We start from the raw sequence: 22,240 nt of genomic DNA on the forward strand, positions 1-22,240 counted from the left end.
ACGGCGCCCACGAGGCGCGTCCACCCCCATGGAAGGGCACCTCATGACCTCCTCCTCCGGCGCCTCGCGCCGCCAGGTGCTGGCCGTCGCGGCCGCCGCCGCGACCGCCCCCCTGATCGCCGGCGCTCCCGCCGAGGCCAAGCCGAAGCCGCCGAAGACCTGGGACCTCACCGTCCTCGGCACCTCGGACACCCACGGCAACGTCTACAACTGGGACTACTACCGGGACGCCGAGTTCGACGACAGCAAGCACAACGACGTCGGCGTCGCGAAGCTGGCCACCCTGGTCAACCAGATCCGCGCGGAGCGGAAGGGTAAGGCGACCCTCGTGCTGGACGCCGGCGACACCATCCAGGGCACCCCGCTGGCCACCTACTACGCCAAGCAGGAGCCGATCACCAGCACCGGTGAGACGCACCCGATGGCGAACGCCATGAACGTGCTGAGGTACGACGCCGTCACGCTGGGCAACCACGAGTTCAACTACGGCCTGCCGCTGCTCGCCACCTGGATCGGCCAGCTCGGCTTCCCCGCCCTGGCGGCGAACGCGATCAACGAGAAGACCGGCAAGCCGGCCTTCCTGCCGTACGTGATCAAGGAGGTCGACCTCGGCGGGCACGGCGCGCCGAAGCTGAAGGTCGGCATCCTCGGCCTGACCAACCCGGGCGTGGCCATCTGGGACAGGGGCAACGTCGAGGGCAAGCTGGTCTTCGCCGACATGGTGGCCACCGCCGCCACCTGGGTGCCGGTGATGCGGGAACGCGGCGCCGACGTCGTCATCATCTCCGCCCACGGCGGCGACAGCGGCACCTCCAGCTACGGTCCGGAGCTGCCGAACGAGAACCCGGTCGCGCTCATCGCCGAGCAGGTGCCGGGCATCGACGCGATCCTCTTCGGCCACGCCCACAACGAGGTGCCGGAGAAGTTCGTCACCAACAAGGCCACCGGCGCGCAGGTGCTCACCTCCGAGCCGTCGAAGTGGGGCCAGCGGCTCACCCGGATGGACTTCACCCTGACCCGGGAGAAGGGCCGCTGGAAGGTCGTCGGCAAGGGCTCGACCATGTTGAACACCAACACCGTGGTCGAGGACCCGGCGGTGCTCGCGGCCGTCCGCGGCCAGCACACCAAGACCGTCGGGTACGTCAACCAGGTCGTGGCGCAGTCGGAGGTGGAGCTGTCCACCGTCGAGTCGCGGTACAAGGACACCCCGATCCTGGACTTCATCAACCACGTCCAGGCCGAGGTCGTCACCGCGGCCCTGGCCGGCACCGCGTACGCGAACCTGCCGGTGCTGTCGCAGGCGTCGCCGTTCAGCCGGACCGCGGTCTTCCCCGCCGGGGACGTGCGGATCCGCGACGTCGCCGGGCTGTACGTCTTCGACAACACCCTGGAGGCGGTCGTCATGACCGGCGCCGAGGTGAAGGCGTACCTGGAGTACTCGGCGAAGTACTTCGTCACCGTCCCGGTGGGCGCGGCGGTCAACCCGGAGACGATCAGCGACCCGGCCGTCCCGGACTACAACTACGACGTGATCTCCGGCCTCGACTACGACATCGACATCTCGAAGCCGGTCGGCCAGCGGATCACCCGCCTGGTCCTGCCGGGCACCGACACCCCGGTCGCCGCGGACGCGCAGTTCGTCGTCGCGGTCAACAACTACCGGCGCAGCGGTGGCGGCAACTTCCCGGGCATCGTGAAGACCCAGGTCTACAACCAGCAGCAGGAGATCCGCCAGCTGCTCATCGACTGGGCGCAGGCCAAGGGCGTCATCCGCCCGGCCGACTTCTCCGTGCCGAACTGGAAGCTGGTCCGCGAGGGCGTGCCGGTCTTCTGATCCGTACCGGTCACGGCGGGCCCCGGGTGTCGCACCCGGGGCCCGCCGGCGTCTCGGCCGTTCAACCGCCCCCGGCCCGCAGGTCCCACTCGTGCTGACCGCCCGTCGGGTCGGGCCGGTCCCGGCGCGGCTCGGTCTCGCTCTCGGTCGACTCCAAGCGCTCCTCGGGGCGCACCCCGGGCGGCAGCTCGCCGAAGCGGACGTGCCGTAGGAACGCGTACTCCTCGTCGGTGAACGACTCGCGCGGCTCGCTCATGACCGCATTGTCCGCCAGCCCGTCCACCCGCCGCATCAACCGATCCGGCCCGGGTAAGCCGCCCCGACCCGTCCGGCGACAGGGTGGAGGGCGACCATGCGCGCGGTACGGATGACCGCACCCGGGGTGCTGGAGCAGGTGGAGGTGCCGACGCCGACGGCCGGGCCGGGCGAGGTGCTGCTGCGCGTCGGCGCGGTCGGCGCCTGCCACTCCGACCTGCACGTCCTCGACGCGCCGGCCGGGGTCTTCCCGATCCCGATGACCCTCGGGCACGAGATCGCCGGCACCGTCGACCAGCTCGGTGCGGGCGTCACCGGGTGGTCCGCCGGGGACCGGGCCGCGGTCTACGGGATCATCGGGTGCGGCCGCTGCCGGGCCTGCCTGCGGGGCGCGGAGAACCAGTGCCGGGTGGTGCCGGTCGGCGGCGTCGGGCTCAGCCGCGACGGAGGGCTGGCCGACCACGTGGTGGTGCCCGCCTCGCGCCTGCTGCCCGTCGGGGACCTGGACCTGACCCAGGCGGCCCCGCTCACCGACGCCGGGCTGACCCCGTACCACGCCGTCGAGCTGGCCCGGGACCGGCTGCGTCCCGGCACCTCCTGCGTGGTGATCGGCATCGGCGGGCTGGGCCACATGGCGGTGCAGATCCTGGCCGCCACCACCGCGGTGCGGATCATCGCGGTGGACACCAGCGTCGCGGCCCTGGACCTGGCCGGCCGGGTGGGCGCGACCGACCTCGTGCAGGCCGGCCCGGACGGCGTGGACCGGATCCGGGCGCTGGTGGGCCCGCCGCCGGACGGCGCGGACGTGGTGCTCGACTTCGTCGGCGCGGACCCCACCGTCACCACCGCCCGGCAGGTGGTCGCCACCGGCGGTCAGATCCTCCTGGTCGGCCTGGCCGGCGGCACCCTGCCGGTACGGCCGGTCGCCGACGAGCCACCGACCGTCCCGCTGGAGACGGCGGTCGAGGTGCCGTTCTGGGGCACGCGGGCGGAGCTGCAGGAGGTCATCGCCCTGGCCGGGACCGGGCAGCTGCGGGCCGACGTGCAGACGTTCCCGCTGGCGGACGCGCCGGAGGCGTACGAGCTGCTGCGCCGCGGGGAGATCCACGGCCGCGCGGTCGTCGTGCCCTGACTACCGCGCGGTCTCCGCGGCGCCCGGCTGCCGCGGCGGCAGCCGGTCCAGCAGGGCCAGGCCGGCCCGCACCGGGCGGCGAGCCAGCACCCGCGCGAAGCTGGCCTGCCCCTGGCAGAACCGGACGAACATCCGCCAGCCCGGCGGGGTCGCCAGCAGGGCGTGGAACACGTCGGGCCGCCGCGTGAAGACCTCCAGGAGGCGGTGCCCGGCCCGCATCTCCGGCACCAGCCCGCGGCGGACCTCCCGCTCGTAGGTGCCGAGGTCGCCGCCGGCCACCGCCTCGCCGGCCAGCCGGCCCGACCGCAGGGCGAAGCTGATGCCCTCCCGGCTCCACGGCTCCAGCAGGCCTGCCGCGTCCCCGGCGACCAGGACGCGGCCGCGGCGCAGCGGCGAGTCCTCCGCCCGGCAGCGGGTCAGGTGCCCCGAGTCGTGCTCCGGGGTGACCCCGGCCAGGCCCAGTCGCGCCACGAAGTCGCGCAGGTACGCCCGGGTGCGCTCACCCTCGCCCCGGGCGGCGATGACACCGACGGTGAGCCGGTCGCCCTTCGGGAAGACCCAGGCGTACGAGCCGGGGACCGGCCCCCAGTCGATGAGCACCCGCCCCCGCCAGCGGTCCGCCTCGGCGGGTGGGACCGGCAGCTCCAGCTCCAGCCCCAGGTCGACCTGCCGCCAGGTCACCCCGACGTGCCGGGCGGTCACGCCCGACGAGCCGTCGGCCCCGATCACCGCGCGGGCGCGGACCGTGTCGCCGTCGGCCAGCCGCAGGCGTACCTCGTCGGGGTCCTGCTCGACGGCGCGGACCGCGACGCCCTCGCGGACCTCGACGCCGGCGGCGACGGCGGCGGCGCGCAGCCGGTCGTCGAACTCCTCCCGGCGGACCATGGCCACCAGCGGCGCGGAGTGCCGGCGGGTGAAGCCGCGTCGCCCGTCCCGGGTGAACGTGATCCGGGCGACGCGGTCGTGCGCCGGCACCTCGATCCGGTCGGCGACCTCGGTCAGCGACGTGCCGATGAGGCCGCCGCCACAGGTCTTGTACCGGGGATGGGTGGCCCGCTCGACCACCAGGGTGCGGACGCCGGCCCGGGCCGCCGCCTGCGCGGCGGAGAGGCCGGCGGGGCCGCCACCGACCACGACAAGGTCCCAGATGATCACGGGAGCAGCCTAGGCCACGGCGCCGACCGGCCGCCCGGCACGCGCCGGCTCCGACCCCCCGATCGGGTGGGCATCATCGGACGCCGCCGGGGTAACCGCCGGGCGCAGACCGCCCGCCGGTCGGGCGGTCCATGCCGAGGAGGGAAACGATGCAGCAGGTACGGCTGTCTGCTATCGAGGAACGGGTGTACCAGGCGGTGACCGCGCTCGAGGTGCGGGGACACGTCCCCTACCCGGACCTGATCGCCCAGGAGGCCGGTATGACCGAGGAGGAGCTCCGCGAGCCGCTGCACCTGCTCACCGAGCGGGGGCTGCTGCACCGGGAGGACTCCCCGATGGCCGGCCTGGACTTCGGACCGCGGTGGTGCGCGCGCCAGCCGGCGTGACATCGTCGTTTGCCCCACCCGGGGCCGGGTAGCGATCGGGGATGCATGATCGACGGTCTTCGGGAGGCACGATGAGCACGGACCGGTCGTCGGCGCCGGTGGACACCGGCGGATCCGACGACCGGCGCCGCTGGAAGGCCCTCAGCGTCGGCCTGGTCGCGGCGTTCATGACCCTGCTGGACGTCAGCATCGTGAACGTCGCCGTGCCGTCGATCGACCGGGCGCTTCACGCCACACCCAGCGACCTGCAGTGGGTGCTCTCCGGTTACGCGCTGACCTTCGGTCTGGTGCTGGTGCCGGCCGGGCGTTTCGGGGACGCCCGCGGCCGGCGTACCGCGTTCGTGGTCGGGGTGGCGCTGTTCACCCTGACCAGCGCGCTGGCCGGCCTGGCCCGCTCGCCGGAGTGGCTGGTCGTCGCCCGGCTGGTCCAGGGCGCCGCCGCCGGGGTGGTCAACCCCCAGGTGAGCGGCATGATCCAGCAGTTGTTCCGGGGCGCCGAGCGGGGCCGGGCGTTCGGCCTGCTCGGCGCCACCATCGGCATCTCCACCGCCGTCGGCCCGCTGCTCGGCGGGCTGCTCATCCAGCTCGGCGGGGAGGAGCACGGCTGGCGCTGGGTGTTCTTCGTGAACATCCCGGTCGGCGTCCTCGCCGTGGTGCTCGGCTGGCGACTCATCCCGGCCCGCCCGGCCGGCCAGCCGGACCGGCACCGCCTCGACCCGGTCGGCGTGGTGCTGCTCGGCGTCGGGGTCACCATGGTGCTGCTGCCACTCGTCCAGCGGGAGCAGTGGCACGGCGCCGGCAAGTGGGCGCTGATCCCCGCCGGGCTGCTCTTCCTGGCCGGCTTCGCCCTGTGGGAACTGTGGTACGGCCGGCACCGGCCGCCCCTGTTCGACCTGCGGCTGTTCCGGATGCGCTCGTACACCCTGGGCTCGCTCATCGGCCTGGTCTACTTCGCCGGGTTCACCGCGATCTTCTTCATCTTCACGCTCTACCTGCAGGTCGGGCTCGGCTACAGCGCACTCGTCGCCGGCCTGGCCATCACCCCGTTCGCCCTCGGCTCGGCGGCCGCCTCCGCGGTGGGCGGCCGGATCGTCACCCGGTACGGCCGCCCGCTGGTCGCCGCCGGCCTGCTGGTGGTGATCCTCGGCCTGCTCGCCACCGTGTGGGTGCTGCGCGACGAGCCCCGGCACTCCGTGCCGCTGCTGCTCGCCGTGCCGTTCCTGCTCGCCGGGCTCGGCAGCGGCCTGGTCATCGCGCCGAACCAGACCCTGACCCTCTCCGAGGTGCCGGTGCCGCAGGCCGGCAGCGGCGCGGGCATGCTGCAGACCGGGCAACGCATCGGTTCGGCGGCCGGCATCGCCGCGGTCGGCGCGCTGTTCTTCTCCACGCTGGCCGACAGCCGGGGCGACTTCACCGTCGCCTACCGGCACTCCCTGCTGCTGGCCGTCGCGATCATCGCGCTGGCGCTGGTGGCCGCGCTCGTCGACGTCGTCGCCGGCCGGAACCGCCCCGACTCGTCCTCCTGAACCACGTGACCGGGGGTGCCGAGGCGCGTCGGCCACACCGTGCCGCCGCGCCCTCGAATTGAGAACCGGCGCAGAACAGCTTGCGAATTCGCGGTCCCGAGGGGTGCGTCGGACACGTAGACGGCGGTAGATACATGGGTCATGACGAACACCCTCGACCGTCGTACCCTCCTGCGCCTCGCCGGCGCCTCCGCCGGCACCGCCGTACTGGCCGGCACCACCCTCGCCGGCCCCTCCCCCGCGGGCGCGGCCACCGCCGCGTTCCGGCACGGCGTCGCCTCCGGTGACCCCCTGCCGGACGGGATCCTGCTGTGGACCCGGGTCACCCCGACCCCCGACGCCCTGCCCGGCTCCGGCGCCGGTCCGGACGTGGAGGTGACCTGGCAGGTCGCCACCGACCCCGACTTCGGGTCTCCGGTCGCCGCCGGCACGCTCACCACCGGTCCGGCCCGGGACCACACGGTGAAGATCGCCGCCTCCGGCCTGGCCCCCGCCACCACCTACTGGTACCGCTTCGGCCACGCCGGCGCCTGGTCGCCGACCGGCCGGACGATGACCGCCCCGCCCGTGGACGCCGCCGTCGACCGGCTGCGGATGGGCGTGGTGTCCTGCGCGAACTGGGAGGCCGGCTACTTCGCCGCCTACCGGCGGCTGGCCGACCGGGGGGACCTGAACCTCGTGGTCCACCTCGGCGACTACATCTACGAGTACGGGACCGGCGAGTTCGCCGCCGCCGGCCGGGTGGTCCGGCCGACGCAGCCGGCGCACGAGGTGCTCACCCTGGCCGACTACCGGATCCGGCACGCGCTCTACAAGACCGACCCCGATCTCCAGGCGCTGCACGCCGCCGTGCCCTGGGTGATCACCTGGGACGACCACGAGGTGGCCAACGACGAGTGGTCCGGCGGGGCGGAGAACCACACGCCGGGCACCGAGGGCCCGTTCGCCGACCGGCTGGCCGCCGCCCGGCAGGCGTACCTGGAGTGGATGCCCGTGCGGGTCGGCGCGGACGGGGCGATCTACCGGCGGTTCCGGTTCGGCCGGCTGGCCGAGCTGTCCATGCTGGACCTCCGCTCGTACCGGTCGGCGCAGGCGTCCGGCGACGACGTCGACGACCCGGACCGGACGATCACCGGCGACGCGCAGATGGCCTGGCTGAAGGCGGGACTGTCCGGCTCCGCCGCCCGCTGGAAGCTGGTCGGCAACCCGGTGATGATGGCCCGGCTGGACGTCGGGGCGTTGCCGTCCTGGCTGCTCGGCCCGCTCGGGAAGCTGCTCGGCATCCCGGAGAACGGCGGGGTGCTCAACGCCGACCAGTGGGACGGTTACAACGCCGACCGCAACGAACTGGTCAACCACCTGCGGGCCACCGGCACCCGCGACGTGGTCTTCCTGACCGGGGACATCCACACCTCGTGGGCCAACGAGGTGACCACCCGGACCACACTGTTCGACCCGACCGCCGCGGAGTTCGTCGTCCCGTCGGTGACCAGCGACAACGTCAACGACTTCCTCAGGCTGCCGGCCGGCAACCCGCTGAGCCGGCTCGGCGCGGGGCTGCTCCGCTCCACGAACCCGCACGTGCGCTGGGCCGAGCTGGACGGGCACGGGTACGGGGTGCTCGACGTGACCCCGCAGCGCTGCCGGATGGACTGGTACCACCTGACCGACCGGACCAGCGGCACCAGCGGCAGCCGGTGGGTGGCGGGCTGGTCGGTGGGGACGGGCTCGTCCCGCCTGCGCGCCGAGAACGCCCCGGTGTGAAGACGCCGCTGGCCGGCACCCCGTGTTCCGGGGTGCCGGCCAGCTTGCGTTGGGTCAGCTGTTCCAGTGCTGGTGGACGATGTCGGTGGCCTGCTGCTCCCACTGGGCGTAGGCGTCCGGGTAGGCCGACACCTGCACGGTCTGCGCGGCCTCGGTCAGCGGCATCTTCTCCCAGCCGTCGACCTGCTTCAGACCCTTCTCGAACGCCAGGGTCGCGTACTCCGGGTTGGTGATCTGCTCCGGCGTGCCCCAACCCGAGCTCGGGCGCTGCTGGAACAGGCCCAGCGAGTCGTGGTCATTGGCGTCGCCGAGGTGGCCCAGGTTCTCCAGCTTCGACTCCTGCAGGCTCGTGGCGATCGAGATGACCGCGGCCCGCTCCGGCAGGCCGGCCTTCTTCGTCGCCGCGATGATCGCCTTGGCGTTGGCGGTCTGCTCGTCGTTCAGGTCGATGTGCGACTGGGCGCCCTGCACCGTCGCCACCGCAGCCGGCTTGGTGTCCACCGGCTCTGCGTGGGCGGCGACCGGACCGGCGAACACACCACCGGTGAAGGCCAGACCAGCAATACCCAGCACGCTCTTACGCAGCATCGTGTTCATGGGGGTAGCTCCATTCGGGGGTTGGCACACACGCCGACGGGGGTCGGCTGTGCGCAAGCACCGTCAGGCGCTCAACAAAGTCTTAGGGGGATCATCCGGCGCACGGGGCGAAGGCCTCTTCGTCGCGCCGGGACCATGTCCAACGACCGGCCAGCCACCATCATTCCCGGCGGCTGGGGCCCGCGTCGGCGGGCGGGTCGCGGGGGGCCAGGCACCCCGCCGGGCGGGGCCGCGGTCCTCGGTCGTGCGCCAGGTATAACGACCCCCACCCGCCGGCCATTCCACCGCCGGGATGCCGCCGGTCGCCCCGCGAAACGGACACGACGCCCACCCGAGCACGCTCGGTGGAGCGGCATGGAGGTATCCGGGCGCCGGAGACATCCATAGCGCTCCACTCACCGCCCCCAGGGCGGCCGCAACCGGACATTCGCCCCACGAACCGAAGCCGGGTCGGGGACGTCGAGGGACGGAATCATCGGGGGCAGACGGGAGCGGCCGGCCCTCTGTCCGAGGGCCGGCCGCTTCGCGGGTGTCGTCACCAGAGCTGCTGGACGATGTCCGCCGCCTGCTCCTCCCACTGCGCGTACGCGTACGGGAAGGCGGACACCTGGACCGTCTGGGCCGCGGCGGTCAGCGGCAGGTCCTGCCAGCCGCCGACGTTCTTCAGCGCGTTGAAGAACGCCTTGCTGGCGTAGTCCGGGTCGGTGACCTGGTCGGGCGTACCCCAACCGGACGACGGGCGCTGCTGGAACAGGCCCTCCGAGTCGTGGTCGTTGTACGTGCCGAGGTGACCGAGGTTGTACAGCTTCGACTCCTGCAGGGAGGTGGCGACGCCGATCACGGCGCCCCGCTCCCCCACGCCGGTCTCCTTGGCCGCCTTCACGATGGCCTTGGCGTTGTCGAGTTGCGCGTCGTCGAGCGGGATGCGCGACTGGGCGCCCTCGACACCGCGCGGGATGAGCTTCTCCCGGTCGGGGCGGTCGGCCTTCGTCGGGACCTTGTCACTGCCGGTGGTCAGGCCGGACTTCACCGTCTCGGTGCCGGTCTTCTTGCCGGTGGCCAGGTCGATGGCGGCCAGGGCCCCGGCGTGCGGGCCGCTGGTCACGGGGGCGGCGACGGCGGTGGGGCCGAACGCCAGCCCGCCCAGGCAGGCCACGCCGGCCACGGTCAGCGCGGTGCGGCGGTTGGGGCCGGCGGTCCTCGCGGCGGCGGTCTTGGCGATGGCGGTCGTTGCCACGGCGGTCTTCGCGATGGCGGGGAGCCATCGAGTGAAGTGCTGCTTCACGATGGTTGCCCTTTCGATCGTCACGACGCGCTCCGGGGTGAGCGCCCCTCGGGGACTACTCGCCGGTACGGGTTTGGGTTCCGGCGGTACGGGGGACACAACCAGCTCGACCTGTCGGGCATTCCGGAAATGCCCGCGCCTGCCGTTGCTGCGGTCCAGGTCACGCGGGGTTCCGGACACCCGTGACGGCCCGGACGGTCCGGCGGAAACGGTCTAGCCGGCCGCGGGTGCCCCGAACCGGACCAGGACGTGCCAGAGCTGCTTGAGGTGCTGCAGGGTCACCTCGGCCGGGCCGCGGTCGGCCCAGCGCTGCGGCTCGCGTACCACCGACGCGGCGGCGCGGCCGATGAGCGCGGCATGCACCGGCTCTCCCGGGCGGGCGAACTCGGCGTGCACGCGGGCGGCGAGCGGTGGAATGGCCGGCCCCCGGAACTCGGCGTCGACGCCGTCGACCGGCAGTTCGAACCCGGTGTGCCAGCACAGCGCGAAGCCGTGTCGCCGGGCCACTTCGGCGAGGATCCGCCCCTCCGCCGTGCCCCGGAACGACGGGTCCACCACCACGGCCTCGACGTCCCGGGCGAGGCTCAGCTCACCGTGCACCTGCGCCTCGATGTAGTCGTCCAGCGCCCGGCCGGCCGCGTCGGACGCCCGCTCCCGGCGGCGCAGCAGCGTCCGCAGGAGGGTGCCGGTGTCCATGCCGGCCACGCCGAGGCTGGTCCCGGTCGTGGCGGTGGCCGCCAGCAGCGCGGCGAGCACGGGCTCGAACACGGTGACGGTGCCGAGGTCCTTCGGCTCGGTGTGGCTGTCCCCGAAGCTGAAGGTGGCCCGGGCGAGCGCGGCGGGCCGCAGCCGCAGGTGGCAGGAGCCGAACCGGGGGCAGGCGCCGTCCGGATGGTCGAGCAGGTTGAGGCCGCCGTACTTCGGGCGCTCGGCCGGGGGCACACCGGGCCGCTGGTACGCCCCGCCGAACAGCCGCTCCTCCCAGCGGTCCCGGTCGCCGCCGGGGAAGGCGGTCAGGCCGCCGTTGGAGACGCCCGTCTCGAACTGGCTGCGGTAGACGCCCTCCTGGTCGAGCGCCTCGGCCACCGTCCGGCCGTCGCGCAGCAGCCGGTCGGGGTGGAAGTTGAGGGTCAGCCGCCCGTGGGCGGCGACCGCGGCGACGATCTCCTCCGCGTGGTAGGCGGCGCCGGAGCCGGCGAGGTGCCGGGCGATGACGGCGAGCGCCGCGGGCCGGTCGCGGAGGGCGACCTCGCGGACGTGCCGGAGGGCGGCGGCCTGTGCGGGGGTCAACGTCACGTCGGGCACGCGCCGAAGTATCGCCGCAGCCACCGGCGGCACGCCACGCGGATTCTCAGCCGTCGGTGCCGAACCCCTCCAGGGCCTCCCGCTCCGCGGGGCTGCGCAGCTCCTGGAAGACGGTGAGGTGCAGGCCCGCCGGGCCGTCGAGGCGGGCGTTGAGCGACTGCCACGGGGTGACCGTCGGAGGGGCGACCTCGGTGGCGCCCGCCGCGACGAGACGCTCGGCGGCGGCCCGGCTGTCGTCCACCTCGAACGCCACCCGCAGGCGGGGTGCGACCTGCCGGCCGACCTCCACCTCGTCGATCAGCCGCTTCTGCGCGGGATTCGCCAGCTCCAGGGTGGCCCGGCCCGCCTCCAGGATCACCACCCGGGCACCGTCGCCACCCGAGTACGCGGCCTGCTCCGGCAGGCCCAGCGCGTCCCGGAAGAAGGCGACCGCGGTGTCGTAGTCCTCGGCCTCGACGACCAGGCGCAACTGGCGTACGGTCGGCGGCCGGTCGGCCCGGGGAGCGTCCATGGGCACCGATCCTAGCCGCGGGTCGCGGCGCCGAGGCGGGCCAGGAAGTGGGCGTTGCCGCCGGTGCCGGCGAGCTGGTGGAGGAGCTGGTCCAGCGCCGCCTGGCGGTCCAGGGTGGACAACGCGGAACGCAGGGCCCGCAGGCGGTCCCGCTCGACGGCGGTGAGCAGCAGGTCCTCCCGGCGGGTGCCGGAGGCCCGCACGTCGACGGCGGGGAAGGTGCGCCGTTCGGCCAGCGCGCGGTCCAGCCTCAGCTCGGCGTTGCCGGTGCTCTTGAACTCCTCGAAGATGAGGTTGTCCGCGGCGGACCCGGTGTCGACCAGGGCGGTCGCGACGACGGTCAACGAACCGCCCTCCTCGACCATCCGGGCGGCGGCGAGCAGCTGCTTGGGCGGGGTGAGCGCGGCGACGTCGATGCCGCCGGAGAGGGTGCGGCCGGCCGAGCGGACGGTCAGGTTGTAGGCGCGGCCCAACCGGGTCAGGGAGTCGAGCAGCACGACCACGTCATGGCCCAGCTCGACCAGGCGCTTCGCCCGCTCGATCGCCAGCTCCGCCACCGTGGTGTGGTCCTGCGACGGACGGTCGAACGTGGCCGCGATGACCTCGCCCTTCACCGACCGCTGCATGTCGGTGACCTCTTCCGGCCGCTCGTCCACCAACACCACCATGAGGTGGCACTCCGGGTTGTTGCGGGTGATCGCGTTCGCGATCGCCTGCAGCACCATCGTCTTACCCGCCTTCGGCGGCGAGACGATCAACGCCCGCTGACCCTTGCCGATCGGCATCACCAGGTCGATCACCCGGGTGGTCAGGATGTGCGGCTCGGTCTCCAGCCGCAACCGCTGGTGCGGGTGGACCGGTGTGAGGCGGTGGAAGTCCGGGCGGCGGCGAGCCTGTTCCGGGGGCGTCCCGTTGACGGTGTCGACCCGGAGAAGCGGGGCGTGCCGGCCCCGCTGGGGAGTGGCGGCGACCGCGCCGGTGACGAGGTCACCGCGGCGCAGGCCGTACCGGCGCAGCTGGCCGGCGCTGAGGTGGGCGTCCGCGGTGGACGGCAGATAGCCGTCCACCCGGAGCAGTGCGTGGTCGTCGACGGTGTCGACGATGCCGCTCACCGGGAGCGGCGCGGAGGTGTCGGTCATCGGGTGCCTTTCGGGGCGTGCCCGTCCCGATCGGGACGGGCGAAGGAGAAGCGAGCGTCGGCTCGTTCGGTGCGCGAGGCGAGGCATGCGGGCCTCGCCACGTGTCCTCGAACCGGCGTGGGCCGGGTCGTCGGCCGGACCGGGCGGGGCGAACCGCGGGACGCGCGGCGAGGGCGCAGGCCGGAGTGGCCGCACTGACCTGTGCGCCGGTGAAACGTTCTGCCGGAGCGGCCGGCCAGAGACGGCGGGAAGCGACTCTGCGGCCTGAGGCCCGGAGGCGCACCCAGCGGGCGAGCCGCCGGGCGGCGCGGGAGCCGATGGCCGGGTTCACTCGCGCGGAGGCCCGAGTCAGGCGAGCCAGGACGCGGTGGCGGCGGGCTAGCGGCAGGATCGGCGCCGTGTCGCCGGATGAGCTGTCAGCTCGGTGGAGTGGACCCCGGGTGGCGCGACGCGCCGGCATCCGGGTCCATCGGCAGGTTACCCCGGAATGCCGCCGTCGACAAGCGGATCACGGCCGGCTCCGTCGGCGCCCGGGGCGGGGCTACAGTGAGGGGCGCGCCGACCGGGAGGCCAGCACCGTGACTGCTACCACCGTGGTCGACCAGGTCCACCTGGGTGACCACGTCTGCTGGACGCACGACGACGAGAGCGTCGCGCTCGACGTCGTCGGCCGCTTCGCCGCCACCGGCCTGCGGCTCGGTCACAAGGTCGTCTGCTTCACCGAGACCTCCCCGCCGCAGGCGGTACGCGCCCGCGTCGACGCCGTCGGCGTGCCGACCGAAACCGCCGTGGCCGCCGGCCAGCTGCGCATCCTGCCGGCCGTGGACGCCTACCCGACCAGTGGCAGGCCGGCCCCGGAGACGATGGTCGCCGTCGTGGTCGACGAGGTCGACCGCGCACGGCACGAGGGTTACCCGGGGATCCGGCTGGCCGGCGACATGGCGTGGGTGCTGAGCGCCGGCATCACCCTGGACGACCTGCGCCGGTACGAGACCGCGCTCAACCCGCTCTTCCTGGACACCCGGGTCGCCGGCCTGTGCCTGTACGACCGGCGGCTCTTCCCGGCCGACGGCCTGCGCGCCGTGGCCGCCGCCCATCCGGGCACGGCCGGTCCGCACACCGCGCGGACCTGGGCGCCGCTGCTGCGGGCGTACCGGACGACCGACCCGCCGGGGTTGCGGCTCGTGGGGCAGGTGGACCGGAGCAACCGGGAGGCGTTCACCGCGGTGCTGGACGACGTGACGGCCGACGAGCGGGCGGCGGGGCCCCCGCCGGTGCTGGACGTCTCCGACCTGAGCTTCGCCGACGTGGGCGCCGCCACCGCCATCGTGGCGGCGGACCGGGCGAGCGCCACCGGCGTACGGCTGGTGGGCTGCCGGCCGGCGCTGCACCGCCTGCTGCACCTGCTCGCCGACGTGCCGACCCCGGAGCGGTCCGCGTGAGCGCGCCCACCGGGTCGGCACCGGCCGGCTTCCGCCACGAACTGGCCTTCTACACCGACGCCCCGAGCCTCCTGGCGGTCACCGTGCCGTTCGTCCAGGAGGGACTGGCCGCGGGCGAGCCGGTGCTGGTGGCGACGCCGGGCCCGCAGCTCGCGCTGATCCGCGCGGCGCTCGGCGCGACCGGCGACCCCGTCGGCTGGGCCGACATGACCGAGGCGGGACGCAACCCGGGCCGGATCATCCCGTGCGTGCTCCAGGCGTTCGCCGACCGGCATCCCGAGCGGCGGGTCCGGATCATCGGCGAGCCGGTCTGGGCGGGACGCACCACCGAGGAGTACCGGGCCTGCGCCCAGCACGAGGCCGCCATCAACTGGGCCTTCGCCGGCCGGGAGGCGAGCATCCTCTGCCCGTACGACGCGAACCGGCTCGACCCCGGCGTGCTCGCCGAGGCGCGCTGCACGCACCCGCTGCTGGTCGACGGCCGTGGGTGCCGCCGCATCGCCGGCTACGCGCCGGCGGCGGTCACCGAGCGGCACAACAAGCCGCTGCCCACCCCCGCCGAGCAGGTCGCGGTACTCCGCTACGACCTGGCGACGCTGCCGCACGTCCGCCGGTTCGTCGCCGAGCACGGGCGGGCCGCCGGGCTCTCCGCCGACCGGGTGGCCGACCTGCAGATCGCGGTCACCGAGGTGGCCACGAACAGCGTGGTCCACGCGGGCGGCGCCGGCCTTCTCCAGGCGTGGCGCACCGACCGGCACCTGGTGTGCGAGGTCCACGACGACGGCTGGCTGGCCGATCCGCTCGCCGGCCGGCTCACCCCCGCGCACGACGGCATCGGCGGCCGGGGGCTGGTCATCGTGCACGCCCTGTGCGACCTGGTGCTGCTGCACACCACCGCGGTCGGCACCACGGTCCGGCTGCACATGCTCCGGGAGGTCCCGTGACGGGAAGCGAACAGACACTGCGTCCGGTCGGCCGGGTCGAGTCGCCCCTGACCGATCCGGCCACCGCGCCGAAGCAGGGCGACGAGGGCGCCCCGGAGGCGTGGCTGGTCTTCGACGAGGCGTACGCGCCGGCGCTGGACGGGTTGCGGCCCGGCGCGGACGTGCTCGTGCTGACCTGGTTGGACCGGGCCCGGCGGGACGTCCTCGCGGTGCACCCGCGCGGCGACGTGTCCCGGCCGGAGACGGGGGTGTTCGCCACCCGCTCGCCGCACCGGCCGAACCCGATCGGCCTGCACCGGGTGCGGGTGCTCGCCGTGGACGGCGTACGGCTGCGGGTGGCCGACCTGGAGGCGCTCGACGGCACGCCCGTCCTCGACGTCAAGCCGGTGCTCGACGGCGAGCGCTGAGGCCGGCGGCGCCCGGCCGGGCCGCGACCCGGCCGGGCGGTCGGCTCAGTGCCCCCGGGCGATCCAGTCGTCGAGGTGGGGCGCCTCGGCCGCGATGCTGGTGTCGTCGCCGTGCCCGGTGTGGACCACGGTCTGCGGCGGCAGGGTGAGCAGGCGGGTGCGGATCGACTCCACGATGGTGCCGAAGTCGCTGAAGGAGCGGCCGGTGGCGCCGGGACCGCCGGCGAAGAGGGTGTCGCCGGTGAAGACCGCGCCGAGGTCGGGGGCGTAGAGGCTGCACGCGCCCGGGCTGTGGCCCGGGGTGTGCAGCACCCGGAGGGTGGTGCCGCCGACCTCGACGGTCTGCCCGTCGGTGAGGTCGCCGTCGGGCGGGGTGTCCGGGTGGACCAGGTCCCAGAGCACCCGGTCGGCCGGGTGCAGCAGCACCGGTGCGCCGGTGGCCCGGGCCAGCTCGGGCGCGACCCGGACGTGGTCGTCGTGCGCGTGGGTGGCCAGGACGGCGACCACCCGGCGCTCGCCGACCACCGCGCGGATGGCGGCGACGTCGTGCGGCGCGTCGACGACCACGCACTCCTCGTCGTCGCCGACCACCCAGACGTTGTTGTCGACGTCGAAGGTCTGCCCGTCGAGGGAGAACGTGCCGGACGTGACCGTGTGGTCGACGCGGGCGGTCACGGGAAGACCACCACCGACCGGAGCACGTCACCGTGGTGCATCCGGGTGAACGCCTCCTCGACCTGGTCGAGGGCGATCTCCTCGGTGACGAAGGCGTCCAGGTCGAGGCGGCCCTGCCGGTACAGCTCGGTGAGCATCGGGAAGTCGCGGCTGGGCAGGCAGTCGCCGTACCAGCTGGACTTGAGGGCGCCGCCGCGGCCGAAGACGTCCAGCAGCGGCAGCTCGATCCGCATCTCCGGGGTGGGTACGCCGACCAGCACCACGGTGCCGGCCAGGTCGCGGGCGTAGAAGGCCTGCTTCCACGTCTCCGGGCGGCCCACCGCGTCGATGACCACGTCGGCGCCGAACCCGCCGGTCGCGGCGCGGATGGCCTCGACCGGGTCCTCCTCCGAGGCGTTGACGGTGTGCGTGGCGCCGAACTTCCGCGCCCAGTCGAGCTTCCGCGAGTCGGTGTCCACGGCGATGACGGTGGTCGCGCCGGCCAGGGTCGCGCCGGCTACCGCCGCGTCGCCGACCCCGCCGCAGCCGATCACCGCGACCGAGTCGCCCCGGGTCACGTTGCCGGTGTTCATGGCCGCGCCGAGGCCGGCCATCACACCGCAGCCGAGCAGGCCGACGGCGGCGGGCCGGGCGGACGGGTCGACCTTGGTGCACTGGCCGGCGTGCACCAGGGTCTTCTCGGCGAACGCGCCGATGCCCAGCGCGGGTGCCAGCTCGGTGCCGTCGGTGAGCGTCATCCTCTGCGCGGCGTTGTGCGTGTTGAAGCAGTACCAGGGGCGGCCCCGCCGGCACGCGCGGCACTGCCCGCAGACCGCCCGCCAGTTGAGCACCACGAAGTCGCCGGGGGCCACGTCGGTGACCCCCTCCCCCACCTGCTCCACGACGCCGGCGGCCTCGTGGCCGAGCAGGAACGGGTAGTCGTCGTTGATGCCGCCCTCGCGGTAGTGCAGGTCGGTGTGGCACACCCCGCAGGACTGGACGCGCACCACCGCCTCACCCGGCCCCGGGTCGGGCACCACGACGGTGGCGACCTCCACGGGCGCGCCCTTGCGCCGCGAAACGACTCCCCGGACTTCCTGGCTCACTCTGCCTCCTTCGTTCGCGACTGCGGGGCTCGCAGACCCGGCTCACTCCTCGCGCTCACGGGCGCCTCCTTCGTTCGCGACTGCGGGGCTCGCAGACCCGGCTCACTCCTCGCGCTCACGGCGCCCCGTGCGTTCGCTGTGCGTCGAAACCTACCGCCGATCACGGTGCGCGGCCCACCGCCGTCCGGCGGGTTATCCCCGCGCGTCGCCGGGTACGCGGTGGCCCGGTTGTCCGGCACCGACGGGAGTGATCATGAGGTTGACCCATGCGCCACTACGGATCATCATCGGCGCGTTCTTCCTGAATTCCGGGCTGTCCAAGCGGTCCCTGGAGGGCGAGGCCGCCGCCGGCATGCACGGCATGGCGGTCGGCGCCATGCCCCAGCTGCGGCAGTTCCCGCCGGACCAGTTCGCGAAGCTGCTCTCCGGTTCCGAGATCGCGCTGGGCGCCGCGCTGCTCACCCCGTTCGTGCCGTCGCTGCTGGCCGGCGCCGGGCTGACCGCCTTCGGGGCCGGCCTGGTGCAGCTCTACCTGAAGACGCCCGGGATGCGGGAGGGGAACAGCCTGAAGCCGTCCCAGGCCGGCATCGCTCTGGCCAAGGACAGCTGGCTGGTGGCGGCCGGGCTGACGCTGATCCTGGACTCGCTGGCCCACAAGCGCCGGTTCACGTGACCGGGCTCCCCACCGCGCCGGCGGGCACCCGCGGGGCGTCGGCGGCGTAGCGGCGGCGGGCGGCGTTGCGGTAGCGCAGCACCTGCACCGCGCCCAGCCCCCAGAGCAGGTACTGCACGGCGAACGCCCAGCGGAACGCCGACAGCGGCGGCGTGCTCCGGCCGGCCGGGGTGGCCAGGTCGAGCACCACGCCGACCGCCAGGATCAGCAGGATCGAGGCGACGAACCCGCCGACGTTGACGATGCCGGTGGCGCTGCCGATCCGGTGCACCGGGTTGAAGGTGCGCGCGTAGTCGAAGCCGATCACCGAGCCGGGGCCGTTGACCGCGAGGACGACCACGAGGGCCACGAGCAGGCCGTGCGGGGCGCGGCCGGGCCAGGCCAGCACCACCGCCCAGACGGCGGCGGTGCCGGCGGTGATGGCGAAGACCACGGCCGAGCGGTGGAACGGGTGCCGGGCGCACAGGTGCGCGATCACCGGCCCGCAGACCAGGGTCACCACGGTCATCAGGGTGAGCAGGCCGGCCGCCGCGGTGGGCGAGAAGCCCTGGCCCTGCACCAGGAACGGGTAGCCCCAGAGCAGGGCGAACACCGAGCCGGAGAACTGCGTGACGAAGTGCGTCCAGAGGCCCAGCCGGGTGCCGGGCTGGGCCCAGGCGTCGGCGAGCTGCCGGCGTACCGTCGTCAGGTCGGGGGCGAGCGCGGTGGTGTGCTCCGCGTGCGGGGTGTCCCGGACCGCGACGAGCACCACCAGCAGCACGGTCGCGCCGAGCGCCGCCGCGGTGAGGAACGCCGGCGTCCAGCCCGCGTGGTGCAGCAACGCGACCAGGGGTACGGCGCCGAGCACCGCGCCGAGCTGCCCGATCGTGCCGGTGAGCTGGACGAGCAGGGGGTTGCGCCGGCCCGGGAACCAGAACGCCACGATCCGCAGCACGCTGATGAAGGTCATCGCGTCGCCCAGGCCGACCAGCACCCGGGCGGCGACGGCGAGCCGGACGTCGGTGGCCACGGCGAAGCAGAGCTGCCCGGCCACCATGAGCGCACCGCCGGCGAGCAGAAGCCGCCGCGAGCCGAACCGGTCGAGCAGCACCCCGACCGGCACCTGCATGGCCGCGTAGACGGCGAGCTGCGCGACGCTGAAGGTGGCCAGGGCGGCGGCGTTGATGTGGAAGCGGTCCGCCGCGTCGACCCCGGTGACGCCGAGCGAGCTGCGGTGGAAGACCGCGGTCACGTACGCGGTGACGGCCACCGCGAAGACCAGGGCGGCGGGCCGGCGCGGCGCGACCGTACGGAGGGCGGCGGTCACCGCAGCGTCCGCAGGACGGTCGCGGCGTTGTCGATGTGCGCGCCGACCGCGTCGAGCCAGGCCCGCGGGTCGTCGCCGTCGAGGGCGGCGAGCTGGCCGGCGTGCTCGGTGAGGGCCACCTCGGCCCAGCCCGGCGAGAGCCGGAAGCTGGCCTCGCCCATCCGCAGCTGCCGGTCGCGCAGCCGGTGGTACAGCTCGGCGAGGATCTCGTTCCCGGCCGCTTCCACGACGGTGGCGTGGAAGGCCCGGTCGGCGGCCATCAGCGCGGTGACGTCGCCGGCGGCGTGCGCCCGGCGCATCTCGTCGAGCCGGCGGGCCAGGTCGTCGCGGATGGCGGCCCGGCGCGGCCAGACCCGCTCGGCGGCGTGCAGCTCGACCAGGCGGCGGGCCTCGACGACGTCGGCGATCTCCCGGGCGGAGACCGGCCGGATCAGGGCCCCCCGCTTGGGGTAGAGCTTCACGAGGCCCTCGGCCTCCAGGCGCAGCAGCGCCTCCCGGACCGGCGTCCGGGACACCCCGGTCGCCTCGGCGATCTCCCCCTCGCTGATCAGCAGCCCGCCCGGGTAGACCTGCTCCAGGATCGCCCGCTTGAGGTGCCGGTACGCCCGCTCGGCGGCGGACGGCGCGGCCGGCCGCGCCCCGGACACGGGGGTGGGATGCGTCATGTATCTATGGTGCGCCCCGGTCGGCGCGGCACCGCCGTCGACCGGCCCGAACGTGGCCCGGGCCACGTCAGCGCAGCGTGAGCACGCCGTCGGCCGTGCGGGTGAAGCGGGTGCCCCGGCCGACGCTGTCGAGGAGGTCGGCGAGCCAGCCGGCCTCCGCGGGCGTGGCCGGTCGCAGGCGCATCCGGCGCATCCGCAGCGGGACGAGGCGCAGCGCCCGCAGCTCGCCGGAGGCGGCGTCGAGGGTGGCCAGGTACAGCAGCCGCAGCTCCGGCCGGTACGCCTCCTGCCCGCCGATCCCCTCGTAGTCGTCGATCAGGTCGCCGCAGCCGTAGAGGACCAGCCGGCCCCGGTAGCGCTCGACGGCGCGGGGATGGTGGGACGAGTGGCCGTGCACCACGTGCACGCCGGCGTCGATCAGGGCGTGCGCGAAGTCGACGTGCCCGTCCGGCACCTCGTGGCCCCAGTTGCTCCCCCAGTGCACCGAGACCACCACGAGGTCGGCCGGCCGCACGGTCCAGGCGATCCGCTCGGCGAGCGCGCCGGCCGCCGCGGCGGACACCTCCGGCAGGTACGCCACGCCGGGCCGGCCGGCCGCCGCGGCCCACTGCGGGAGGATCCCGCTGGACACCGCGCCCACCGACCAGACCAGCAGCCGGCGGTCACCGGCCAGCGGCACCACCGCCGGTCGCCACGCCTCGTCGGCGTCCCGGCCGGCGCCGGCGGTCCGGATCCCCGCGCCGCGCAGCGCGTCCAGGGTGTCGGCCAGGCCGGTGGGGCCGAAGTCCAGCACGTGGTTGTTGCCGAGGGCGCAGACGTCGAGCCGGGCGGCGGTGAGGCAGGGCAGGTTCGCCGGGTGCATCCGGTAGTGGATGCCCTTGCCGGGGTCGTGCGCGCCGCGCGCCGTCACCGCCGTCTCGAGGTTGACGATCCGCGCGTCCGGGCGTTCCGCGTCGAGCAGCCGCAGCGCGTCGCCCCACGGCCACCCGGGCGGGGCCGGGCGCGGCACCGGCCCGGCCACGGACTCGGCCAGCGCCACGTACCGGCGGGCGTCGGTGACCAGTTCCTCCCGCAGCTCGGGCGAGCCGGGGTGCGGCAGGATCTGGTCCACGCCCCGCCCGGTCATCACGTCACCGGCGAGGAAGAGCGTCACCTCGGCCATGCCCGGGGTGTTCCCGCCGCGCGTCCCGCCACGCGTGAGACCCGCCGGCGGGGGTACCAGGGCCGCCATGACGACGGACGTGACGATCGTGGTGGCCACCCGCAACCGGCGCGACCAGCTCCTGGCCCTGCTGCCCCGGCACGCCGCCCCGGTCATCGTGGTGGACAACGGCTCCGACGACGGCACGCCTGCCGCCGTGGCCCGCGAGTTCCCCGGCGTCCGGGTGGTGGAGCTGGGCCGCAACGCGGGCGCCGGGGCGGCCCGCAACGTCGGGGTGGGCCTGGCCCGCACGCCGTACGTGGCGTTCGCCGACGACGACTCGTACTGGGCGCCGGGCGCCCTCGACCGGGCGGCCGCGCTGCTGCGCCGGCACCCGCGTACCGCGCTGCTCACCGGCGAGGTGCGGGTCGGCGCGGCGGCCCGGCGGGACCCGGTCTCGGCCGCCATGGCCCGGGCGCCGCTGGGCACCGGGCCGGGCGCGCCGGGGCCCACGGTGCTCGGCTTCCTGGCCTGCGCCGTGGTGCTGCGCCGCGACGCGTACCGGCAGGTCGGCGGTTTCGCCGAGCGGCTCGGGACGTACGGCGAGGAGGCGCTGCTGGCCATGGACCTGGCCGCCGCGGGCTGGAACCTCGCGTACGTGCCGGAGCTGGTGGCCCACCACCTGCCGGTGCCGGACGGCCGGGACCCGCGGGCCCGCCGCCGGGTGGAGGCGCGCAACCGGGTGCTCACGGCGGCGCTGCGCCGGCCGGTGCCGGTGCTCCGCGAGGTGGTCGCCGACGCCTGGCGCGATCCGGCCGGACGGGCCGGCCTGCGTGAGGCGGCCCGGCAGGCCGGCTGGGTGCTGCGGCACCGGCGTCGGCTGCCCGCGGACGTGGAGGCCGCGCTCGTCACGCTGTCCCGCGCCGACGCCGCGCCGCCCCTTTCCGCCGGAGTTCCCCAGCCGGCCGGGTCCGCGGCGGCTTAGCTGGTTATCGTGTGGGCGCAGCTGACCG

Annotated in this window: 21 protein-coding genes and 1 pseudogene; 10 read left to right on the plus strand and 12 right to left on the minus strand. The window is 74.7% G+C overall.

Features of this window, described 5'->3' with window-relative positions; all coding sequences use genetic code 11:
- Positions 1-43: 43 nt before the first annotated feature.
- Positions 44-1,834, plus strand: coding sequence for a bifunctional metallophosphatase/5'-nucleotidase (locus tag ACZ6PY_RS14780; protein WP_466072396.1), 1,791 nt, complete (start codon positions 44-46; stop codon positions 1,832-1,834).
- 61 nt (positions 1,835-1,895) lie between these two features.
- Here the strand turns inward: ACZ6PY_RS14780 and ACZ6PY_RS14785 are convergent, their stop codons facing one another.
- Entirely contained in the window at positions 1,896-2,090 is a 195-nt protein-coding gene (locus ACZ6PY_RS14785; protein WP_262284275.1) for a hypothetical protein, read from the minus strand.
- Positions 2,091-2,186: 96 nt separating this feature from the next.
- Between ACZ6PY_RS14785 and ACZ6PY_RS14790 the strand changes: the two genes are divergently transcribed.
- Positions 2,187-3,221: an NAD(P)-dependent alcohol dehydrogenase gene (locus tag ACZ6PY_RS14790; protein WP_466072398.1), complete on the plus strand. Its 1,035-nt coding sequence runs from the start codon at positions 2,187-2,189 to the stop codon at positions 3,219-3,221.
- Here the strand turns inward: ACZ6PY_RS14790 and ACZ6PY_RS14795 are convergent, their stop codons facing one another.
- Complete coding sequence (locus tag ACZ6PY_RS14795) at positions 3,222-4,376, minus strand: geranylgeranyl reductase family protein (protein ID WP_466072400.1); 1,155 nt, start codon at positions 4,374-4,376, stop codon at positions 3,222-3,224.
- A 149-nt stretch (positions 4,377-4,525) separates the two neighbouring features.
- Between ACZ6PY_RS14795 and ACZ6PY_RS14800 the strand changes: the two genes are divergently transcribed.
- The 3 genes from ACZ6PY_RS14800 (at position 4,526) to ACZ6PY_RS14810 (ending at position 8,052) form a co-directional block, all read left to right on the plus strand.
- Positions 4,526-4,762: a hypothetical protein gene (locus ACZ6PY_RS14800; RefSeq protein WP_466072402.1), complete on the plus strand. Its 237-nt coding sequence runs from the start codon at positions 4,526-4,528 to the stop codon at positions 4,760-4,762.
- A 71-nt stretch (positions 4,763-4,833) separates the two neighbouring features.
- On the plus strand, positions 4,834-6,288 hold the full coding sequence (locus ACZ6PY_RS14805) for an MFS transporter (protein ID WP_466072404.1): 1,455 nt from the start codon (positions 4,834-4,836) through the stop codon (positions 6,286-6,288).
- Between the two features lie 141 nt (positions 6,289-6,429).
- Complete coding sequence (locus ACZ6PY_RS14810) at positions 6,430-8,052, plus strand: alkaline phosphatase D family protein (RefSeq protein WP_466072406.1); 1,623 nt, start codon at positions 6,430-6,432, stop codon at positions 8,050-8,052.
- 54 nt (positions 8,053-8,106) lie between these two features.
- Here ACZ6PY_RS14810 and ACZ6PY_RS14815 read toward each other — a convergent pair whose 3' ends face one another.
- From ACZ6PY_RS14815 to rho, 5 genes and pseudogenes are all read right to left on the minus strand, one after another.
- Positions 8,107-8,649 carry a hypothetical protein gene (locus tag ACZ6PY_RS14815; RefSeq protein WP_466072408.1) on the minus strand — a complete coding sequence of 181 codons (543 nt, stop codon included), beginning with the start codon at positions 8,647-8,649 and terminating at the stop codon, positions 8,107-8,109.
- Positions 8,650-9,184: 535 nt separating this feature from the next.
- Entirely contained in the window at positions 9,185-9,934 is a 750-nt protein-coding gene (locus ACZ6PY_RS14820; protein ID WP_466073546.1) for a hypothetical protein, read from the minus strand.
- A gap of 213 nt (positions 9,935-10,147) precedes the next feature.
- On the minus strand, positions 10,148-11,239 hold the full coding sequence (locus tag ACZ6PY_RS14825; RefSeq protein ID WP_466072410.1) for a DUF3626 domain-containing protein: 1,092 nt from the start codon (positions 11,237-11,239) through the stop codon (positions 10,148-10,150).
- 46 nt (positions 11,240-11,285) lie between these two features.
- A complete protein-coding gene (locus ACZ6PY_RS14830; RefSeq protein WP_466072412.1) occupies positions 11,286-11,750 on the minus strand; it encodes a VOC family protein in 465 nt (154 codons plus the stop codon).
- A gap of 11 nt (positions 11,751-11,761) precedes the next feature.
- Positions 11,762-12,958 (minus strand): annotated as a pseudogene (rho, locus tag ACZ6PY_RS14835) (transcription termination factor Rho); the annotation flags it as partial.
- Between the two features lie 509 nt (positions 12,959-13,467).
- Here rho and ACZ6PY_RS14840 point away from each other — a divergent pair.
- Genes ACZ6PY_RS14840 through tsaA form a run of 3 tightly spaced genes read left to right on the plus strand, consistent with a single transcriptional unit; the run spans position 13,468 to position 15,682 of the window.
- Positions 13,468-14,331, plus strand: coding sequence for an MEDS domain-containing protein (locus ACZ6PY_RS14840; RefSeq protein ID WP_466072414.1), 864 nt, complete (start codon positions 13,468-13,470; stop codon positions 14,329-14,331).
- On the plus strand, positions 14,328-15,275 hold the full coding sequence (locus ACZ6PY_RS14845; RefSeq protein WP_466072416.1) for an anti-sigma factor RsbA family regulatory protein: 948 nt from the start codon (positions 14,328-14,330) through the stop codon (positions 15,273-15,275). The genes ACZ6PY_RS14840 and ACZ6PY_RS14845 overlap by 4 nt, the downstream gene beginning before the upstream one ends.
- On the plus strand, positions 15,272-15,682 hold the full coding sequence (gene tsaA, locus ACZ6PY_RS14850; protein WP_466072418.1) for a tRNA (N6-threonylcarbamoyladenosine(37)-N6)-methyltransferase TrmO: 411 nt from the start codon (positions 15,272-15,274) through the stop codon (positions 15,680-15,682). Before ACZ6PY_RS14845 ends, tsaA begins: the two co-directional genes overlap by 4 nt.
- A gap of 45 nt (positions 15,683-15,727) precedes the next feature.
- Here tsaA and ACZ6PY_RS14855 read toward each other — a convergent pair whose 3' ends face one another.
- A complete protein-coding gene (locus tag ACZ6PY_RS14855) occupies positions 15,728-16,357 on the minus strand; it encodes an MBL fold metallo-hydrolase (protein WP_466072420.1) in 630 nt (209 codons plus the stop codon).
- Positions 16,354-17,442, minus strand: a complete 1,089-nt coding sequence (locus ACZ6PY_RS14860; protein ID WP_466072422.1) for an S-(hydroxymethyl)mycothiol dehydrogenase — start codon at positions 17,440-17,442, stop codon at positions 16,354-16,356. Before ACZ6PY_RS14860 ends, ACZ6PY_RS14855 begins: the two co-directional genes overlap by 4 nt.
- 253 nt (positions 17,443-17,695) lie before the next feature.
- Between ACZ6PY_RS14860 and ACZ6PY_RS14865 the strand changes: the two genes are divergently transcribed.
- Positions 17,696-18,115: a hypothetical protein gene (locus tag ACZ6PY_RS14865; RefSeq protein ID WP_466072424.1), complete on the plus strand. Its 420-nt coding sequence runs from the start codon at positions 17,696-17,698 to the stop codon at positions 18,113-18,115.
- Here ACZ6PY_RS14865 and ACZ6PY_RS14870 read toward each other — a convergent pair.
- The 3 genes from ACZ6PY_RS14870 to ACZ6PY_RS14880 form a co-directional block, all read right to left on the minus strand.
- Positions 18,108-19,421, minus strand: a complete 1,314-nt coding sequence (locus ACZ6PY_RS14870) for an MFS transporter (RefSeq protein ID WP_466072426.1) — start codon at positions 19,419-19,421, stop codon at positions 18,108-18,110. The two genes, ACZ6PY_RS14865 and ACZ6PY_RS14870, sit on opposite strands and share 8 nt — an antisense overlap.
- Positions 19,418-20,086, minus strand: coding sequence for a GntR family transcriptional regulator (locus tag ACZ6PY_RS14875; protein ID WP_466072428.1), 669 nt, complete (start codon positions 20,084-20,086; stop codon positions 19,418-19,420). Before ACZ6PY_RS14875 ends, ACZ6PY_RS14870 begins: the two co-directional genes overlap by 4 nt.
- A 67-nt stretch (positions 20,087-20,153) precedes the next feature.
- The gene (locus ACZ6PY_RS14880; RefSeq protein WP_466072430.1) at positions 20,154-21,248 is read right to left on the minus strand and encodes a CapA family protein; all 1,095 of its coding nucleotides are present in this window, start codon (positions 21,246-21,248) and stop codon (positions 20,154-20,156) included.
- A gap of 67 nt (positions 21,249-21,315) precedes the next feature.
- On the opposite strand from ACZ6PY_RS14880, the gene ACZ6PY_RS14885 reads away from it, so the two are divergent.
- On the plus strand, positions 21,316-22,212 hold the full coding sequence (locus ACZ6PY_RS14885; protein ID WP_466072432.1) for a glycosyltransferase family 2 protein: 897 nt from the start codon (positions 21,316-21,318) through the stop codon (positions 22,210-22,212).
- Positions 22,213-22,240 lie beyond the last annotated feature (28 nt).

It is taken from the genome of Micromonospora sp. NPDC048907, assembly GCF_055586885.1.

Excerpts from the sequence above, each read along its gene's own strand:
- ACZ6PY_RS14800 (WP_466072402.1), top strand. The coding sequence starts at position 4,526 with ATGCAGCAGGTACGGCTGTCTGCTATCGAGGAACGGGTGTACCAGGCG.
- ACZ6PY_RS14875 (WP_466072428.1), bottom strand. The coding sequence starts at position 20,086 with ATGACGCATCCCACCCCCGTGTCCGGGGCGCGGCCGGCCGCGCCGTCC.
- ACZ6PY_RS14830 (WP_466072412.1), bottom strand. The coding sequence starts at position 11,750 with ATGGACGCTCCCCGGGCCGACCGGCCGCCGACCGTACGCCAGTTGCGC.
- ACZ6PY_RS14865 (WP_466072424.1), top strand. The coding sequence starts at position 17,696 with ATGAGGTTGACCCATGCGCCACTACGGATCATCATCGGCGCGTTCTTC.
- ACZ6PY_RS14790 (WP_466072398.1), top strand. The coding sequence starts at position 2,187 with ATGCGCGCGGTACGGATGACCGCACCCGGGGTGCTGGAGCAGGTGGAG.
- ACZ6PY_RS14885 (WP_466072432.1), top strand. The coding sequence starts at position 21,316 with ATGACGACGGACGTGACGATCGTGGTGGCCACCCGCAACCGGCGCGAC.
- ACZ6PY_RS14880 (WP_466072430.1), bottom strand. The coding sequence starts at position 21,248 with ATGGCCGAGGTGACGCTCTTCCTCGCCGGTGACGTGATGACCGGGCGG.
- ACZ6PY_RS14810 (WP_466072406.1), top strand. The coding sequence starts at position 6,430 with ATGACGAACACCCTCGACCGTCGTACCCTCCTGCGCCTCGCCGGCGCC.
- ACZ6PY_RS14785 (WP_262284275.1), bottom strand. The coding sequence starts at position 2,090 with ATGAGCGAGCCGCGCGAGTCGTTCACCGACGAGGAGTACGCGTTCCTA.
- ACZ6PY_RS14805 (WP_466072404.1), top strand. The coding sequence starts at position 4,834 with ATGAGCACGGACCGGTCGTCGGCGCCGGTGGACACCGGCGGATCCGAC.
- ACZ6PY_RS14780 (WP_466072396.1), top strand. The coding sequence starts at position 44 with ATGACCTCCTCCTCCGGCGCCTCGCGCCGCCAGGTGCTGGCCGTCGCG.
- ACZ6PY_RS14815 (WP_466072408.1), bottom strand. The coding sequence starts at position 8,649 with ATGAACACGATGCTGCGTAAGAGCGTGCTGGGTATTGCTGGTCTGGCC.